General features: G+C 66.4%; 16 protein-coding genes and 1 pseudogene. 8 read left to right on the top strand and 9 right to left on the bottom strand.

From position 1 onward, the window contains the following. Nucleotides 1-63: 63 nt before the first annotated feature. A complete protein-coding gene (locus MQC88_RS11490; RefSeq protein WP_243322181.1) occupies nt 64-648 on the bottom strand; it encodes an alpha-ketoglutarate-dependent dioxygenase AlkB family protein in 585 nt (194 codons plus the stop codon). Between the two features lie 144 nt (nt 649-792). On the opposite strand from MQC88_RS11490, the gene MQC88_RS11485 reads away from it, so the two are divergent. Beyond that, on the top strand, nt 793-1533 hold the full coding sequence (locus tag MQC88_RS11485; protein WP_243322179.1) for a DUF72 domain-containing protein: 741 nt from the start codon (nt 793-795) through the stop codon (nt 1531-1533). 48 nt (nt 1534-1581) lie between these two features. Further along, entirely contained in the window at nt 1582-2673 is a 1092-nt protein-coding gene (locus tag MQC88_RS11480; protein ID WP_243322177.1) for a mechanosensitive ion channel family protein, read from the top strand. A gap of 100 nt (nt 2674-2773) precedes the next feature. Here MQC88_RS11480 and MQC88_RS11475 read toward each other — a convergent pair whose 3' ends face one another. From MQC88_RS11475 to MQC88_RS11460, 4 genes are all read right to left on the bottom strand, one after another. Beyond that, nucleotides 2774-3790, bottom strand: a complete 1017-nt coding sequence (locus MQC88_RS11475; RefSeq protein ID WP_243322175.1) for an amidohydrolase family protein — start codon at nt 3788-3790, stop codon at nt 2774-2776. An 88-nt stretch (nt 3791-3878) separates the two neighbouring features. After that, the gene (locus tag MQC88_RS11470) at nt 3879-4925 is read right to left on the bottom strand and encodes an NAD(P)-dependent alcohol dehydrogenase (RefSeq protein ID WP_243322173.1); all 1047 of its coding nucleotides are present in this window, start codon (nt 4923-4925) and stop codon (nt 3879-3881) included. A 44-nt stretch (nt 4926-4969) separates the two neighbouring features. Further along, the gene (locus MQC88_RS11465) at nt 4970-6172 is read right to left on the bottom strand and encodes an alpha/beta hydrolase (RefSeq protein ID WP_243322172.1); all 1203 of its coding nucleotides are present in this window, start codon (nt 6170-6172) and stop codon (nt 4970-4972) included. Nucleotides 6173-6330: 158 nt separating this feature from the next. Then, nucleotides 6331-6759, bottom strand: coding sequence for a VOC family protein (locus MQC88_RS11460; protein ID WP_243322170.1), 429 nt, complete (start codon nt 6757-6759; stop codon nt 6331-6333). Nucleotides 6760-6952: 193 nt separating this feature from the next. On the opposite strand from MQC88_RS11460, the gene MQC88_RS11455 reads away from it, so the two are divergent. Together MQC88_RS11455 and MQC88_RS11450 are read left to right on the top strand one after the other, a co-directional pair. Then, nucleotides 6953-7360 (top strand): hypothetical protein, encoded by a 408-nt coding sequence (locus tag MQC88_RS11455; protein ID WP_243322168.1) that lies wholly within the window; start codon nt 6953-6955, stop codon nt 7358-7360. Nucleotides 7361-7771: 411 nt separating this feature from the next. Next, a complete protein-coding gene (locus tag MQC88_RS11450; protein WP_243322166.1) occupies nt 7772-8560 on the top strand; it encodes a TerC family protein in 789 nt (262 codons plus the stop codon). A gap of 117 nt (nt 8561-8677) precedes the next feature. On the opposite strand, the gene MQC88_RS11445 is transcribed toward MQC88_RS11450, so the two are convergent. Beyond that, on the bottom strand, nt 8678-9202 hold the full coding sequence (locus MQC88_RS11445) for a glutaredoxin domain-containing protein (RefSeq protein ID WP_243322356.1): 525 nt from the start codon (nt 9200-9202) through the stop codon (nt 8678-8680). Nucleotides 9203-9211: 9 nt separating this feature from the next. Continuing rightward, nucleotides 9212-10195 (bottom strand): annotated as a pseudogene (cysK, locus tag MQC88_RS11440) (cysteine synthase A); the annotation flags it as partial. A 210-nt stretch (nt 10196-10405) separates the two neighbouring features. On the opposite strand from cysK, the gene MQC88_RS11435 reads away from it, so the two are divergent. Continuing rightward, the gene (locus MQC88_RS11435) at nt 10406-11710 is read left to right on the top strand and encodes an aminotransferase class V-fold PLP-dependent enzyme (RefSeq protein ID WP_243322164.1); all 1305 of its coding nucleotides are present in this window, start codon (nt 10406-10408) and stop codon (nt 11708-11710) included. Nucleotides 11711-11801: 91 nt separating this feature from the next. Here MQC88_RS11435 and MQC88_RS11430 read toward each other — a convergent pair whose 3' ends face one another. Further along, a complete protein-coding gene (locus tag MQC88_RS11430; RefSeq protein WP_243322162.1) occupies nt 11802-12320 on the bottom strand; it encodes a hypothetical protein in 519 nt (172 codons plus the stop codon). 119 nt (nt 12321-12439) lie between these two features. Between MQC88_RS11430 and MQC88_RS11425 the strand changes: the two genes are divergently transcribed. The 3 genes from MQC88_RS11425 to MQC88_RS11415 all read left to right on the top strand — a co-directional run bounded on the left by MQC88_RS11425 (nt 12440) and on the right by MQC88_RS11415 (nt 17090). Then, nucleotides 12440-13384 (top strand): HNH endonuclease, encoded by a 945-nt coding sequence (locus tag MQC88_RS11425; protein WP_243322160.1) that lies wholly within the window; start codon nt 12440-12442, stop codon nt 13382-13384. A 68-nt stretch (nt 13385-13452) separates the two neighbouring features. Then, entirely contained in the window at nt 13453-15174 is a 1722-nt protein-coding gene (locus tag MQC88_RS11420) for a hypothetical protein (RefSeq protein WP_243322159.1), read from the top strand. Further along, nucleotides 15171-17090 carry a hypothetical protein gene (locus MQC88_RS11415; RefSeq protein ID WP_243322157.1) on the top strand — a complete coding sequence of 640 codons (1920 nt, stop codon included), beginning with the start codon at nt 15171-15173 and terminating at the stop codon, nt 17088-17090. The genes MQC88_RS11420 and MQC88_RS11415 overlap by 4 nt, the downstream gene beginning before the upstream one ends. On the opposite strand, the gene MQC88_RS11410 is transcribed toward MQC88_RS11415, so the two are convergent. Further along, nucleotides 17035-17784 (bottom strand): hypothetical protein, encoded by a 750-nt coding sequence (locus MQC88_RS11410; protein ID WP_243322155.1) that lies wholly within the window; start codon nt 17782-17784, stop codon nt 17035-17037. The genes MQC88_RS11415 and MQC88_RS11410 overlap by 56 nt on opposite strands. Nucleotides 17785-17871 lie beyond the last annotated feature (87 nt).

The raw sequence follows: 17871 nt of genomic DNA, 5'->3' as shown, positions 1-17871 counted from the left end.
GCATCCGGGTCTCATCGGCTGCGCCGGTGCGCAGCACTTGCTGAACGCCTCAGGTTCGCGTGGTCAGTCCGGCCGCCAGTGCCGCGGCCGCACCCGGAACACCGCGCTGATCCGCGGCCCGACCGCACGCGTGGTCTTGGCGATGCCGTGTTCGTGGCTGCGCTGCGAGGCATGGCTCATCACCAGCAGGCTGCCCGGGGTGAGATCGACGCCGACGCCGGCGCCGCCGCCGCCCTTGGGCCGGATCCGCATCCGCCGCGTCGCGCCCAGCGACACCAGCGCGATGGGTTGCCCGGCGACGATGCTGTGCAGCTTGTCGTTGTGCATCGCCACGCTGTCGCGTCCGTCGCGATAGAGATTGAGCCCGATTGCGTTGTACGCCGCCGGCGCGGTCGCCTGGATCCGCTCGAGCATCGCCGCCAGCGGCAACGAGGCCGGCAACGCATCGGTTTCGTAGGCAGCCAGGAGCCGTGGCACGTCGACGACGCGGTCGTACATCGGCCGGCGCTGGTGCGCCCAGTGCGCGCCCGCGTGCAAGGCCTCGAACCAGGCCCGTGCCAGCGCTTCGGGCAGCCACTGCGGCCAGCAGACGACGCCGCCCTCGGCATCCTCGACCAGTTGCATTGGCGCCGCGGCGAACAGGCTCATGGCTGCGCAGTTGGGGCCAGCGCCCGTCTTTGCAAGCACCGCCGGCTTTCGCGCTCCGTCGACCGCCATTGCTTACGCTGGCGCACCGTCGCCAGGAGGCTTACGCATGCCGCTGGATGTCCGCCTGCCGGCCGCCCCGGGCCGATGAGCCGCGCGCGCACGCCGCCGCGCATCGCCAGCGCCGGCTGGGCGATCCCGGCCGCGCAGCGCGCGCGCTTCGGCGCGGGGGACAGCGTGCTGGCGCGTTACGCCAGCCTGCTGGATGCGGTCGAGATCAATTCGTCCTTCTATCGCCCGCACCGGCGCCAGACCTACGCGCGCTGGGCGGCCGCGGTACCGGCCAGCTTCCGGTTCTCGGTGAAACTGCCGCGCGCAATCACCCACGAGGCGCGCCTGCGCCGCTGCGGACCATTGCTGGACGAGTTCCTCGAGCAGTGCGGCGGACTCGGGCGCAAGCTCGGCGTGCTGCTGCTGCAGCTGCCACCGAGCCTTGCCCTGGATGCGCGCAGCGCGGCGCCGTTCCTGGCGCGCCTGCGGGACCGCTGGGACGGTGATGTCGCCTGCGAGCCGCGCCACGGCAGCTGGTTCACGCCGCGTGCCGAAGCGTTGCTGCTGCGCCACCGGATCGCGCGCGTGGCCGCGGATCCGGCGGCGCATGCCGGTGGCGACCTGCCGGGCGGCGATCCCGCGCTTGCCTACCGGCGCTGGCACGGCGCGCCGCGCATGTACTACAGCGATTACGGCGAAGCCGCGTTGCAGGCCCTTGCCGCCGCATTGCGTGCCGACGCCGCGCGGCATCGACGCAGCTGGATCGTGTTCGACAACACCGCGCACGGGCATGCGGTCGCCAATGCGCTGCGGCTGCAGGCGGTGCTGCGCGACTGAGGCGCAGCGATCACGCGCCGTGGCCGTGGTGCTTGCGAGACTGGCGCGATGATCGAGCGCATGCCAGTCGACGCCGCGGGCCCGGGCCTGCGCACCCGGATCCTGCGCGTGGTGATGCCACCGGCCCTGGTGGGCTTGCCGCTGCTGGTGCTGCTGGCGGCGCTTCCTGCCTTGCCGCTGCCTGCCGGGGGGGCCGGTTTCGGCCGCCAGGTGCTGGTGGTCGGCGTGCTGCTGTGCGCGACATGGCTGGCGCTGCGCGCGGTGCGCGCGGTGGTGGCACGGGTGCTGCGCGAACATCCCGTCGACATCGCCGACAACCTTCGCGCGCGCAAGGTCCAGACCCAAGCCAGGGTGATCAGCGGGATCGTGCAGGGCGCGATCGTGCTGTTCGGGCTGGGACTGGCGCTGATGACCATCCCCGGGATCCGCAGGATCGGGGCCACCCTGCTCGCCTCCGCCGGGCTGATCGGGCTGGTCGCCGGCTTCGCCGCCAAGCCGGTGTTCGGCAACCTGATCGCCGGCCTGCAGATTGCGATCGCGCAACCGATCCGGCTCGACGACGTGGTCATCGTCGAGGGCGAATGGGGACGGATCGAGGAGATCAATGCCACCTACGTGGTGGTCCGGATCTGGGACGAACGGCGCATGGTGGTGCCGCTGCAGTGGTTCATCGAGCATCCGTTCGAGAACTGGACGCGGACGACCGCGCAACTGCTCGGCAGCGCGCTCCTGTGGCTGGACTACCGCGTGCCGATGGACGCCATGCGCGCGGAGCTGCAGCGCATCTGCAACACCGATCCGCGCTGGGACGGGCGCGTCTGCGTGGCGCAGGTGACCGATGCCGCGGAAACCACGCTGCAGGTGCGGCTGCTGGTCAGCGCGCGCAACTCCGGCGACCTGTTCGACCTGCGCTGCGCGGTGCGCGAGCGCATGGTGGCATGGCTGCAGCAGGCGCACCCGGAGGCGCTGCCGCTGCAACGGCTGGAGCTGGCCCGCGCAACCGCCAATGCCGGCCAGGATGCCAGCCTGCACGCATTGCACGCGGGCGGCGTGGCCGATGCGACCGCGTCACCGGGGGCCGAGGACAGCAACGCAGCCGATGCGGCGGCGGCCGCGCAGCGTGCCTCCGCCGGGGCATGACGCGCGCCACGCCGGGCTCGGCGTGTCGTGGCTCCAGCAGGCGCGCGGGACCGAACAGCGCTGGTGGAGCGCTTGCGGCGGGCGGGCGCTGCCAAGCGCGTCAGCGACGCGCCGGCGCGTGGTCGGCCGCGATCTCCGCCTCGCTCAGGCGCAGGAAGCGCGCGGCATTGCCGTAGAGGATGTCGCGCTTCTGTCCGGCGTCTAGGAACGGCGCGGCCTCGATCGATTCGATCGCCTCGCCGACCGCATCGGGCCAGTACATCTGGTCGGTGCCGAACAGGATGCGCTTGGCGAAGCCGGCGTCGACCATTCGCCGCAGCGCATCGTGGAATTGCGCACGCGGCATCGCCCAGTCGTTGCAGGCCACGTCCACGTAGAGGTTCGGGTAGGCGAACATCATCGCGATCATCTCGTCGACCAGCGGCGAGCCGTAGTGCATCACGTAGATCCGCAGCTTCGGGTGCTTGCGCAGCACCGCTTCCAGCAGGAACGGGGAACCCATGGCGGCGCGGTAGTCCTCGTAGCCGGGGAATCGCGCCGTCGCCGGCGGCCCTTCGCCCATGTGGATGGCGACCGGGATGTCCAGCTCTTCCGCCAGTGAGAAGTAGGGGTCGTAGCGCGGATCGTCGGGGCGCTGGCCGCGGTACTGGATGTAGGCCTCGCCCAGCACGGCCAGCCGCCCGGCCGCGTGCAGACGCCGCAACTCGTCGATGGATGGTTCCTTGCGGGCGCCGAAGGCGACGCCGGGCAGGAACAATCCCGGCGCGGCCTCGCGCCATTCGGCCACCCGCTCGACCGGGCCCTCGAGCATGGCCCGGCGCACGTCGTGCCTGCGCAGGGCGGTGATCGTGCCGTCGCGCAGGCCGGCATCATCGGGAGGGGCGAGCAGCGGGCGCGCACAGGCGCCCATCGCGGAGAAGTCGAGGTCCTGCGCGGGATCCACGGTCGGCATCACAACGGCCTGGTCGCCGGGGCAGGCCGGCGCGCCCGGCGGAACCTCGGCCATCGTGAAGGCGTGCACGTGCATGTCGATCACCGGGCCGCCGTGCGGCGCCTCCGCGCCGAACGCCGCCGGCGTGGCGACGGCCGCGGCCACCAACAACACGATGCGCAGCATGGAGGAACGCCTCTTTCGCAATGGCCCGGGACTTGCCAACTACCAACGCATGGGCGTGGCGATGGCGGCCATCGCCCACCGGCCAGCCCTACAGCGTCGCGCTGTCGATCACGAAGCGGTACTTGACGTCGCTGTGCACCATCCGGTCATAGGCCTTGTCGATGTCGCGCGCCGCGATCATCTCGATGTCGGCGACCAGGCCGTGCTGCGCGCAGAAGTCGAGCATCTCCTGGGTTTCGGCGATGCCGCCGATCAACGAACCCGCGATCGCGCGGCGCTTGAAGATCAGGTTGCCGACGTTCGGCGACGGATGCGCGTGCTCCGGCACCCCCACCAGCACCAGGGTGCCGTCGCGCTTGAGCAGCGACGAGAACGCGTCGAGGTCGTGGCTTGCGGCCACGGTGTCGAGGATCAGGTCGAAGCTGCCGGCGTGCGCCTGCATCTGCGCCGCATCGCGCGAGATCACCACTTCGTCCGCGCCGAGGTCGTGCGCATCCTGGCGCTTGCCGTCGCTGGTGGTGAAGGCGACCACGTGCGCGCCCATCGCATGCGCGATCTTGATGCCCATGTGCCCGAGCCCGCCGATGCCGACGATGCCGACCTTCTTGCCGGGGCCGGCATTCCAGTGCCGCAGCGGCGAGTACGTAGTGATGCCGGCGCACAGCAACGGCGCCACCGCCGCCAGCTGCGCCTCGGGGTGGCGGATGTGCAGGACGAAGTTCTCGTCCACGACGATCCGCTGCGCGTAGCCGCCCAGCGTGTGGCCCGGGGCATCCGCCGTCGCGCCGTTGTAGGTGCCGGTGAAACCGTTCTCGCAGTACTGCTCCAGGCCTTCGTCGCAGGCCGCGCACTGCTGGCAGCTGCCGACCAGGCAGCCGACGCCGACCGTGTCGCCGATCTTGAAGCCGCGCGCGTCGGCGCCGAGCGCGCTGACGTGGCCGACGATCTCGTGTCCCGGCACGCAGGGATACTTCGTGCCGCCCCACTCCGAACGCACCGTGTGCAGGTCCGAATGGCAGACGCCGCAAAACGCGATCTCGACCTGCACGTCGCGCGGGCCGGGCGCGCGGCGGGTGATGTCCATGGCTTGCAGCGGCTGGTCGGCGGCGTTGGCGCCGTAGGCTTTCACGGTCATGGCGGGCTCCTTCCGGGAAGACCGCCATTGTGCGCCTGCGCGTGTCAGCGCGATGCGCTGCCGGAGACCTGCAGGTCGGCCTCCGGATACGCGGCGACGACCTTGTCCACCTCCTCGGCGGCCGGGCCGCCGAGCGACCCGGCAAAGAACCCGGCCAGCAGGCGCGAGGTCAGCTCGAGCCCGCGCACGCCGTCGATCGATCCGAAGCGGGTGCCGCGCAGCTCCTGCGGAATCGCCGACGCGGGCAACAGCGCCTCGTCCTGGAAGTTGGCATGGAACATCCCCCCGACCCGCACCCGCAGCGCACGCGGACTGGCGACCGCGAGCTGGCGCCAGATGCCGGCGCGGCGGACCTCGTTGCGTTCGTCGTCCCAGCCGCTCTTCGGCGTCGCCGCGCGGTTTGGCGGCTGCGTCGTGATGTACAGCAGCGGTACGCGCGGCTGCGCTTCCGCGGCGTCGCCGGAGTAGTCCCCGTCCAGGTTCGCGGCCGCGCGGATCGCGGGCACGCGCGCCGACGCGAGGACCGCCGCGGCGCCGCCGACCGAATGCCCGAACACGCCGATGCGCCCGCTATCCAGGTGCCCGCTGAAGGGGTGCCCCGGCGTCGCATCCAGCTTCGGCAGCTCGGCGACCGCCGACGCAATGTCCTGGGCGAACTTCGAATAGCCATCGTCGCCAAGCGGCAGGTTCGGCGCGATCCGCCCGTCGCCGAGCGGCACCACCTCGGCGATTCCGGGCGCCGCGATCGCGAATACCGCGTACCCGCGCGCGACGAGGCTTTCGATCAACGTCGTGTAGCTGGTCGGAAGCTGGTGGTACCCATGCGCGAACACGAGCACCGGGAAACGCCCTTCCGCAGCGGCAATCCCCGCGCCCGCATGCCAGCGCATCTGCAGGACCGCATCCGCCGCGCGCGGGCCGATGCGCCGCACCAGCGATGGGCGATACGCGTCGGCCCACGCCGCGTCGAGTGCGCGGCCCCCGTCCGCGACGGCCTGCGCCGCCGGGTAATACAGCAGGCCGCGCAGTTCGCGCCTGCCCGACGCGGTGGCGTGCTCGGTGCGCGTGGCGTCGGTCCACGCGACGGGGACGCGACCGATGCCATGGCCTTTCGGCATCGGCGTGACGGGCGTCGCCACGGGGCCGACGTCCTCGGGCACGGACTGTCCCGTGCAGGCGGCAAGGGCCGCCCAGCACAACAGGGTCGCCATCAGGGCGGTGGCGGCGGAGCGAACGGGGCGCTGCATGCGATGCATTCCGGTGGAGGACCTGCAACATGGATCATGGAGCCCGGTGAAGCCATGCGCCGGGAGTCACGGCAACCTTCGGCCTGGATCGCGCCTCGCGCCACGAAAACGCGCGGCCGCGCGGCCACCCGGCCCGCGTGCGCCGGCGCCGCGCCGGCTCAGTCCGCGGGCACTTTCGGCACCATCACCATCCAGTCCACGCCGAAGCGGTCGACCAGCATGCCGAAGGCCGTGGCGAAGAAACTCTCCGACAGCGGCATGTTCACCCGCCCGCCCTCGGCGAGCGCGTCGAAGCGGCGCCGGGCCTCGGCATCGTCGGCGCAGACCAGGGTCATCGAGAACCCCTTGAACTCCGGCTTGCCGCTGCACATGCCGTCCGACAGCCCCATCTCGCTGTCGCCGATACGCAGGCCGGCATGCATCACCTTGTCGCCCGGCGGGGTGGATCCGTCCGGGCATTGCGCGGTGCCGCCGGGGGCATCGGCGTAGGTCAGGCGCATGAGCAGTTCGGCGTCGAGCGCCTGGCGGTAGAACGCGATCGCCTCGTCGGCGCGACCTTCGAAGAACAGGTAGGACTGGATGGACATGGAGCACCTCGCCTGGGGATGGCACGGCAGCGCCGGGATGACGCGCCCGAAGGGACGACGAACCGGCTCGGCCGCAATCGACAAGGCGGGCCTACCCCGTGCACGGCGGCCCCGATTTCACGATCCCCTACGCTGTGACGGGCATCGTGGCGTTGCCGCGGCCGCGCCGACACAGGCCGCCAGGAAACCCCCAATGCGCAAGCCCTGCCTGACCCTCCTGCCCCTGCTGCTGGCCGCCTGCAGCGGCGCCGGGGTGCAACCCGACGCCGGCCCGCGGCTGGTGACCGGGGACTGGGGCGGCGCCCACGTCGCCCTGCGCCTGCGCGCGGATGGCGGCACGATCGAATACGACTGCGCCCATGGCACCCTCGACGGCCCGCTGCTGGCCGGCGCGGACGGCGCCTTCCGCGTCGCCGGCACCCATGTCCGCGAGCACGGCGGGCCGGCGCGCATGGGCGAGGTGCTGCCGCACGAACCCGCCGTCTACCAGGGCCGGGTCCGCGGCGGGCAGATGACCCTGGACGCCAGCACCGCCACGACCGCACTGGGCCGCTACACCCTGCGCAAGGACGCCCCGGCGCAGCTGTTCAAGTGCCTGTAGGCCAGGGCGGCGGGAACGCGGCAACTGCCGAGGGTGACCACGCCGCGCGTCCGCCCGCGCCCGCTCGCGCACCCGCCCGCGCCCACCCGCCCGCGCCCACCCGCACCCGCCCACCCGCACCCGCCCAATCGCTCACCCCGCGCGTGCTAGGCTCCGCGTCGAAGGGGAGTAGCTCCCAATTGCTGTCACCGTCATCACGAGCCCTGGCTCCGGTGCAGCAGCAGGCCACCATCGGCCTGTGAGCAAGACCTTCGCCGTTCACGGCGAAGGTGCATCAATCCCGATGCAGTCCGGCCGTGGCGCCGAGGCCGCCACACCCCGTCGATCGATCCACCGCGCACCGGAGCCCGCCTCCGCGCGCGATCGATGGCAGGGGCGAAGCGGCTTTCCCACCACCACGGAAACCCCGCCATGGAACAGCTCGCCAACCCGGAAATCTGGATCGCCCTCGCCACCCTCACCGCGCTGGAACTGGTGCTGGGCATCGACAACATCATCTTCATCTCGATCCTGGCCGGGAAACTGCCGCCGCAGCAGCGCAACAAGGCGCGCCGGGTCGGCATCCTGCTGGCCGCGGTGACCCGCATCGGCCTGCTGCTGGCCATCGCCTGGATCATCGGCCTGACCGCGCCGCTGTTCTCGCTGTTCGGGCACGCGTTCTCATGGCGCGACCTGATCCTGATCGGCGGCGGCCTGTTCCTGATCGCCAAGGCCACCCACGAGATCCACCAGAAACTCGAGGGCCCGGTCGAGACCGTCGCCACGGCGAGCGGCGCGGCGGGCGCGGCCGCCGCGACCTTCGGCGCGGTGATCGCGCAGATCATGCTGCTGGACATCGTGTTCTCGCTGGATTCGATCATCACCGCGGTCGGCATGGTCGACGAGCGCTGGGTGATGGTGACCGCGATCCTGGCCTCGATCGTGTTCATGCTCGTGTTCGCCAAGCCGATCGGCGAGTTCGTGGAGCGCCACCCGACGGTCAAGGTGCTCGCGCTCAGCTTCCTGATCATGATCGGCCTGGTACTGGTCGCCGACGGCTTCGGCCAGCACATCCCCAAGGGCTACATCTACACCGCGATGGCGTTCTCGGTGTTCGTGGAGATGATCAACCTGTGGATCCGCCGCCGCGCCGAGCGGCAGGTGGCGCCGGTGCACCTGCACGAGAAATACGCCAGCGACACGCCGGCACCGCGGCCATGAACGGCGCGCCGGCACGGTCGCCCATGCGCGTACGGCGCAGGGCCCGTGCCGGCGGCGGCGACGGGCCTGCGGCCCGGGTTCGATCGGCCTGCCCTCGCTGCGCTGGTATCGCTTGCTTCAACGCGGATGCAGCCACGCCGGCATCAACGCGTCCGGATCCACGACCGCGTCCGCGTCGAACACCACGCCAAGTTCGCGCAGCCGCTGTTGCAGGCGGCCCTGCTTGAAGCTGGCCATGGTCTCGGTGGTGCCGCCGATCCACTCGCCGCCGACGCACAGCTGTGGAATGGTCTTGCTGCCGGTGCGCGCGGCCAGCACCGCGCGGATCTTGCCGCCGCGGTCGCCTACCTGGTATTCGGCGGAGTCCAAATCCACCGAGCGATACGGAATCGCGCAGGCCGCGAACAGCTTGCGCAGCGACCAGCAGAACTCGCACCACTCCAATGCGAACAGCACCACCGGCTGCGCGGGGTCGGCGACCAGCTGCGCGACGAACGCCTCGGCGTCCGCGGCCAGTGCCGGCGCGGCCGCCACGGCATCCGTCGGCGCGGTCGCGGCGGGCGGTGGCGGCGGGGGCGTCGATGGCGCATCGAAACGCGCCGCGGGCGTGGAGCGTGAAATCCCAAGCTCCTCGTCCGTCATGTCGATGGCGACGCCCTCGAACAACGGCGTGCTCAGGTACCGCTCGCCGGTGTCGGGCAGCATGCACAGCACGCTGGCGCCCTGCGGCGCGTCGGCCGCGACCTGCAGGGCGCCGGCCAGCGTCGCCCCCGCGGAGATGCCGCAGAAGATGCCTTCGCGCCGCGCCAGCTCGCGCGCCAGCCGCACCGCCTCGTTGCCGTTGATCGGCAGGACCCGATCGACCCAGTGCATCGCCAGCGCGTCCTCGGTCAGCCTGGGGATGAAATCCGGCGACCAGCCCTGCATCAGGTGCGGGCGGAACGCCGGATGGCTGTCGCTGGGCGTGCCGTCGGGCAGGCGTGCCTGCGCGATGCCGCTGCCCAGGATCGGCGAATTGTCCGGCTCGCACACCACCACCTGCGTCTGCGGCCGCTCTGCCTTCAGCACCCGTGCCACGCCCTTGAGCGTGCCGCCGGTGCCGTAGCCGGTGACCCAGTAGTCCAGGCGCTGGCCCGCGAACGCCGCCAGGATTTCCGCCGCGGTGGTGCGCGAATGCATGTCGGCATTGGCCTCGTTGTCGAACTGCCGGCACAGGAACCAGCCATGCGCCTGCGCGAGCTCCACCGCCTTGGCCAACATGCCGGTGCCCTTCTGCGCTGCCGGCGTCAGCACCACCCGTGCGCCGAGGAAGCGCATCATCCTGCGGCGCTCGACGCTGAAGTTCTCCGCCATCGTCACCACCAGCGGATAGCCCTTCACCGCGCACACCATGGCCAGGCCGATGCCGGTATTGCCGCTGGTGGCCTCGATCACCGTCTGCCCGGGCCGCAGCGCGCCGCGGCGCTCGGCATCCTCGATGATCCCCAGCGCCAGCCGGTCCTTGACCGACCCCATCGGGTTGAAGGCCTCGACCTTGGCGTACACGTTCACGCCCGGCGGCGCCAGCGCATTCAGCCGCACGATCGGCGTGTTCCCGACCGTGGCGAGGATGGAGTCGAAGAGTCCGGTGGGCATGTGCGCGGGCCCCGCATGCGGCTGCTTTTTCGTCCAGCAACGCCAATGGCCCGCGCCGACGGCCGTCGTGGGCGGGAGTCGGCAAGGGCTCGGCTTCCCGCCCATCCGGGCCCATGCCACGGCCGCCCGCGGCGAGCCGCCGCGTTCCACGGATCGATGCGTGCGGGTCGGTTGCCCCGCCGCCACCGATTTCCACCGGAGCCTCCAACGATGACCGATCGCCGCGCCTTCCTGGTCCGCACCTCCGTCGCCCTGAGCAGCCTGGCCTTGCCGTTGCACGCGCTTGCGCAGGCGCTTCCGCGCGTGGAAACGGCGCTCGCCGTACGCCCGAACGTCGCCGCGTCCGCGCTCGCCACCGACGAGACGTTCTGGGCCGAGATCCGCGCAGGCTACGACCTCGATCCGGACGTGGTGAACCTCGACCACGGCTGGACCAATCCCGCCCCGCGGGTCGCCATGGACCTGCTCACCGCAGACGCACGCCGGCTGGAATCCTTGCCCGCGATGCACCTGCCCGGCATCTGGGAACAGACCACCACCACCCGCGTCCGCGCGGCGATCGCGGCGGCCGTCGGCGTGCCCGGCGAACAGCTGGCGCTGCTGCGCAACGCCACCGAAGCGCTCGACACGGTGCTGCTGGGGTTTGCGCTGCAGCGCGGCGACGAGGTCGTGTGCTGCAAGCACGACTACTACGCGATGCTCGATGCGCTCGAGCAGCGCCGCCAGCGCGATGGCGTGGTGCTGCGCTGGGTGGACCTGCCCGTGCCGGCACCGTCGATGGATGCGATCGTCGCCGCGTACGCCGCGGCGATCGGCCCGAAGACGCGGCTGGTGCTGCTGACGCACCCCAGCAACCTGACCGGGCAACTCCTGCCGGTGCGCCGCATTGCGGACGTCGCCCACGCGGCGGGGGCGAAGGTGGTGGTGGACGGCGCGCAGTCGCTCGGCCTGCTGCGCGAATCGCCCGCCGCACTGGGCGCGGATTTCTACGGCGCAAGCATGCACAAGTGGCTCGGCGCGCCGGTCGGCATGGGCGTGTTGTGGATGCGGCCCGAGCACGTGGACGCGGTGTGGCCGCTGATCCCGTCGGCGCCCGGCACCAGCGGAATGGGACGCTTCGAGTGGATCGGCACCGGTCCCGAATACATCAGCCCCAGCCTGCTGCCCGCGCTGGCGTTGCATGCGCGGATCGGCGCCGAACGCAAGCAGGCGCGCCTGCAGCATCTCGCCGAACTGGTGCGCGACCGCATCCGCGCCCACGTGCCGGACGCGCGCTTCTATACCTTGCCCGCGCCAGGCATGCGCCTGGGCCTGACCACCGTCGACTGGCCCGGCATCGACGCCGCGGCCCTGCAGCGCACCCTGCTCGACAAGCACCACGTCCTGGTGCAGGCGATGGCCGGGCAGCCGCGCACGCCCCACATCCGCGGCATCCGCATCAGCCCGAACGTGTACACCAGCGTTACGGAACTCGACCGCTTCGCCTCGGCGCTTGCAGCAATCGTTCGCCGCTAGTGGCCGGGCATTCACTTGAAAGTGGCCTGCCGCCCGTTTCCCCGGGAGTCCGGCGTTGGTTCCATTCAACTGCGCCGTCCCTTAGGCCAGTTTATTTAAAATCGACCATCTGGCTGTACACGTCGCCACCGTCTACTTGCACACTGAGCAAATATTGACCCGAAGCCCGCTCCTTCTTATGGGGAAACCGAAACGTCCAGAGGCTATCGCCAGGTGTAGAAACATCAGCAGTTTCTTCTTCGCGATCTCCACCAAACATCACGGAGCCAAACACCGCGGTCAGTCGCACGGGGAAGTTGCTAATGCCATTGGAACCACGGTAATTGACGGTAACAGCGACCTCTTCATTTAAATCAAAAACCGTTCGCTTTTCCACAACGAAGAGTCCGCCATTCGTGGACCCGATTTGGACCCCGGTTACTTCGAGTTCCGTTCGCCGCGAGGACGGCGTTGAAAAGCGCTTGGGTACGTCGGACTTAGAACGTACAGCCACCTGTTCTCTGGTCGCTGGGTCTACGCCTTGAGAAGGGTGCGATTGAATGTATGCAGCACTGATTGTGGCGGCGGCGCCTATTACCGCGATCACTATTGCTAGGAATGTTTTGCCCATTACTTCCCCCGACTAACGAACTGGTGCCGGAACAATTTTAATCCAGCCGACCCCTTGAGGGCCTTCGTTGTATCAACCCTAGTTTCGTGGGGTATCCTGGGGGTCAGGGGGCAGCTGTTATGGCGTTTTGGTGGGTTAATCACAAGCAGACGCGCGATCACGAAGTTCGTGGTGGCTATTTGTGGTCGCCGATGCGTAACGCGAACGGTGGTTTTAACCAGACATACGAGAATATGACCCTCGTGCGTCCCGGCGACACGGTGTTCTCGTATGCGAACGGCCGCATCGGGGCGATCGGACAAGTGATCGAAGCCGCTTCTGCCAGCCCCAAGCCGACTGAGTTCGGCAATGTCGGCGATTACTGGGCCAATGAAGGCTGGCTGGTTGGGGTCTATTTCACGCCTGCGCCCAAGCCGCTGCAGCCCAAGGCTCACATCGAAGCCATCGCACCGATGTTGCCGCCGCGCTATTCGCCTATTCGTGCCAACGGTGACGGCAACCAAGGTTGCTATCTCGCTGGGATATCGGACGCCCTCGGCCTTCTCCTGCTCGCCTTCCTAGGCGTCGAGGCAACTGCGTCAGTCGCATCGGCGCTTCACATCAATGATGTCGAGAACGATATGGAAGTGCTCGACGATATCCATCAGATCGAAGGCGACGCAACGATTCCGGAAACCCAGCGCTTGCAGCTGGCAAAAGCCCGCATTGGGCAAGGCTTGTTCCGCAAGCGGGTGATGTTGGTGGATCCACATTGCCGCGTTACCGGCGTGGAAGACTCCCGCCTATTGATCGCGAGCCATATCAAGCCTTGGCGCGATGCCTCGAATGCCGAACGCATTAATGGTTACAACGGCATCATGCTGTCACCGCATGTAGACGCCTTGTTTGACGAGCGATTAATTTCGTTCGATAACGACGGGCGGATGCTTGTGCACTCATCCCTATCGCAGGACGTGCTGGATCGCTGGTCAATTCGCCGCGATCTCCGTGTAGATAAATTCCGTACCGAGCAATCTGACTTTCTCGAACACCATCGCAAGCTGTTTTACGCCAGGACGACTTGATCGTTTCGAGCCTATTTTTTTGGTGAGGAAATCGCACACATGCGTGGTTCTTCCTGGGCAATGAAATAATGGTAATAACTCATTCAACTAGCCGACGCGAAATCATCGCCGCCTTTGAATCCGGAACCCTGGCAACACAGCTAGCCGAACGGTTCGGCGGTCTCGACCGGGAGTCTATGCATGCATCGGTTGCGCTATGCGCAGAGCTTCATAATTCCGGCGAGATCGATCTGCTGCGGCTGGTCGACGACGGATCGCTCCTAGCGCTCAACGGTCCGCGTTTCTTCATGGCGACCCATTTTCTTGATTCAGCGCTTCCGGAACTAGACGAGCCGCCTGAGCGCGTCATGACCTTTGTAGACAAACTCGTCTCGCGCGGTGGAAATGATGGCGCAGCGAACTTTCCAAACGTTGCCTTTCGCGAATGGTGCAAGCGCGACCCTCGTCGGTCCGCGGTCGTGGTTGAAGCTGCAGTGGCGGGCGACCCCCTCGCGAACAAATTCCTGCTATTCGCACTGGAAGCATCGATGGACGCGGCACTGGCACAGCAGATCGCGCTGAATGAGTCGGACGAAACCGCTTACGCGGCGATCGCCGCGCTAGGGCGAATTCCCGCCACCAACAAGGAATCAAGGGCAGAGCGCGTGGCGACGTTGTCCGAACTTCTCACACGCGAGCCTGACGACAAGATGCGGGCAGCTATCTTGCACGCCGCGGCCAATTTGCTGACCCAGCAAAAGCAGAACGGCGATGACGCGCTGTTGCACGTGATTGCTCGCGCCGCAGATGGCGGCGAAACGCTCACCATCCACTATGCTGCACAGGCGCTTTGGCTGGCCTCCGGGCTCCTGGATGATGCAACCGTGGCAGCGCTTCTGGCGGCGCTTAGGCAATTGGAACCAGAGAGCAAGGGAACTTTAGAAGTTCTCGACTGCGGCTTGGCCGGGCTCGTAAAGAATGGATTCACCGAGCGCGCCATCGGCTACGTCACTGACCTGGTGTCGGCAACAGACACCTTCCGACTCGAGAGTTTCGATGACTTCATGCGGGCGCTCGCTGAGAGCGATGACACGCTTGGAACGGTCGCCATCCGGTGGTTACAGACCGGCTCCGCGATGCTGTGCGATGGCCTTGCACATTTCCTTCAGCGAGACAACCTGAGGGGGCAATCGCTGAAAATCCCGGTGGTGGCCATCCCGAAGGATCACCACGTGCAGGTGTTCGTCTGTCGAAAGGCTCTTGGCTGGTTCTTCTTCCTCCCTACAACGGCGGCCTCGGTACTTGTTGCGGTCCTGCGGGAAGCCGACGACGAAGCGATTGAGGAACTGCAGTGGCTCCTCTTCGATCCGCTGTTAATGAATTATGGCGGCGTCGCGGAATATCTTGCGACCATTCCGGCTAAGGACCCGGTCCGTAAGCGAATCAAGGCGGCACTGGCTTTCCACGAGGCCTATATCGAGGGCCTTAAGTCGGTAGGAACGATTACGGAGTTGCGACCCTCTGAGCACCGGCAACAAATCCACAACCGGCGTAGCTTGGAGGAAATGCAGCAGGCCCACAAGAATGCCCGGAAGCAATCCGTCTTCTTCGACATCGTGCACCACTCTGTGCTGCTGTATGGCAGAGGTGCAGTGAGCTTCGTGCAGGACAACGGTGAGACTTTGCGCGCGGTTGAGATGGACCTTAAGACACACGGTGTTTCGATGGAGTACCCCCGCACCGAAACACTGGACCCGATCGGTCTTAGCTACCAGTTGCGCCTTTTCCAGGCAGAGAAGCTTAAGCAATGAAGGCCCTTGTACGCGACTATCTCGCGTCGCTTCGTGAACGCGACGAACTTGACGCTGTGCTCCCCGAGTTACTCGGCGAGCTCGGCTTCCATGTCTTCTCTCGCCCAGGACGAGGGACGCACCAGCTTGGAGTTGACGTTGCCGCAATCGGCAAGGGAGACGACGGCAAGGACGCGGTGTTCTTGTTCTCTGTTAAGCCTGGCAACCTGACGCGCCAGGATTGGATGAACGACACGCCACAGGCGTTGAAGTACTCGCTGGAGGAAGCATTACAGGTCTATGTGAGAAACAGACTTCCGGTGCAGTACCGAAAGCTGAATGTCGTTATCTGCATTGTGATCGGCGGCGAAGTGCACGAGCACATGCGGGAGCACCTCAGGGCGTTCATCGAGCAGCACGAATCAGATCGAATCAGCTTTCAGGAGTGGGACGGCGACCACCTTGCCGAACTCGTCCTGCGCGGCCTGCTTCGTGAAGAAATTCTGCCTGCAGAACTACGGAGCAGCTTCCGTAAGGCAATCGCCATGTTGGACGCCCCGGAAGTGTCGATACAGCACTTCACCCATCTAGTGCGAAGTCTGCTGGGCATGGACAAGAGCCAGAAGGCGCGATTGCGCGTTGCTCGACAACTCAATATCTGCACATGGATTCTGTACGTCTGGGCGCGAAGCATCGATAACATCGAAACCCCCTATCGCGCGAGTGAATTAACGCTGCTTTGCACATGGGAACTTGTGCGTCGTTCCATCAATTCAAAGGGAGCCCCCGACAAGAGCCTCGATGGCGTGCTGCGTCATACCATCGAGCTTCATCTGAATATCGCGCGCGCCTTCGTGGATAAGATCACGCCGCACGTCAACGTAATGCACGGAGTTTCGGCTGCCACGGAATCCAGATCAGCGCTAGACGTAAATCTTGCGCTCTTTGAAGTACTGGGACGGATCGGCCTTTGGGGCCTGTGGATGCACTGGCTTCACTCGAACGCCGCTGAAGGTGCGGACGTGTACCGAGGAAATATCGACAACGCAGTCGCTACTGGAATCAAGCTGATACGAAATAACCCGGCGCTATTGCTTCCCGCTACAGACCAACAGACAACTGATATCGCATTGTTCCTTCAACTGTGGCTCGCCGAATCGATGGATCTTGCGCCGGTTCGCGAGTGGCTCGGAGAAATGACGGGGCGCCTCAACTACACCGTCAGAACCCGGGGGCGCTATCCCTCGTGCTCCACCGACTACGCGGAACTGGACAACCACCAGTCCAATCGCCAGGACGACGAATACTTTAACGAGGCCACCGCCGGTTCGACGCTCATCCCCCTTACTGCGGCGTGGCTGCACGCCCTCGGTGAAACCGAAGCATTCGACGCGCTAGCGAAGCTGGTTAAGGAGAAGCTTGATCACTGCACGCTGCAGCTTTGGTTCCCAGACGAGTCGTCGGAGCCAGCTTTGTATATCGGTGGCGAACAGCACGGGCGCGCACTTACCGGCTTGTCACTCGTCCATGGCGGGGAGGCGCTCCTTACGACCATCGCGGAAGCGTGCAACCGCACCGACTCCTTCCAGAAGCTCTCGCCGATGAACTTCGGCTTTTGGCCGATCATACTTGTGGCGTGTCACTACTACCGACTTCCGATTCCCCCAAATCTTTGGATCTATCCCTTGCTCCCGCAAGAGCATTCTTCGTTGCCCCCCGCGAAGAAGTCGCCTGCCAAACGCAAACACCCCGCCAAAACGGCAGTGAGTGGCGTGAAACGCGGCGCTAATAAAGCGACGGCCGAGCGTAAGTCTCCGTCACAGCAAGAGGTGATGAGGCTGACAAAGGAGACGACTGTTCCTGTTGCGAGGAAGGCGCCTGCTAAGAAGAAGGTGCCTGCAAAAACACGACCCCGTGCGCGGGATACATCGCCTTGACGACATCCCGTAGGTTATCGATGTGTGAACGAAGCCCGGCAATCGAAGCATCCACGCCCTCGATGATGTCATCCGTCTGCTTCTTGAGGGTGATCGCAATGCGTTCGCCCACCAGGGCTTCCACCTCGTTGGAAGTGAGGGCCACGCCGACAGGAACTGAATCCATTGCCACCTGAAACTTTTCCACGTGCCAATGCTGCCTCTGACGAATAACGCCAACTGTCGCATTGATCTCGAGTTGGACCGCAGCGAGTGTCCTAAGCAAGTCGGGCTTCGGTGAGTTAAATAGGAAGGCCAGGGAATCAAAATTGATGTGGAGCTCTTCAATTCCGTACTCCATGCCAGCATCAATCTGAAAATGTCGAGCTTGGTTGTTCCTGTGCTCGGCGATGTACTGTTTTTCGATTACATGGAACAGGTACGCAAATCGCACCAGCTGAAAAATTGTTGTGTTCGCGGCGCGCACGTTTTGAGAAATTTCGTTTTCGTGGTCTTTCTTCGATTGAAAGCCGAATGCAATGCGAGCGCCTGCATACGCCGCAGCCAACGTCGCGACCGGCGTTACTACTAAGTTGATCAACAGTTGGAGTGTGTTGTCCTCGACGATCGAAGCGAGCACTAGGGTCGCGACGGCGGCGCCGAGCACGAAGAATGTGCTTGCCGGAATCAAGCGGCTATCGCGCGCCATCTCCACTAGAGATTTCATTGACACCGTCCACCCTCCCCGAACTCTAACGACCGTCTACGCCCCGCGGACATACGCTAGTTCCGGCCATTGGTG

Source organism: Cognatiluteimonas sedimenti (genome assembly GCF_022808325.1).
GTDB lineage: Bacteria > Pseudomonadota > Gammaproteobacteria > Xanthomonadales > Xanthomonadaceae > Cognatiluteimonas > Cognatiluteimonas sedimenti.
The sequence above is the reverse complement of the archived record's forward strand: the minus strand, read 5'-3'. Positions and strand labels throughout refer to the sequence as shown.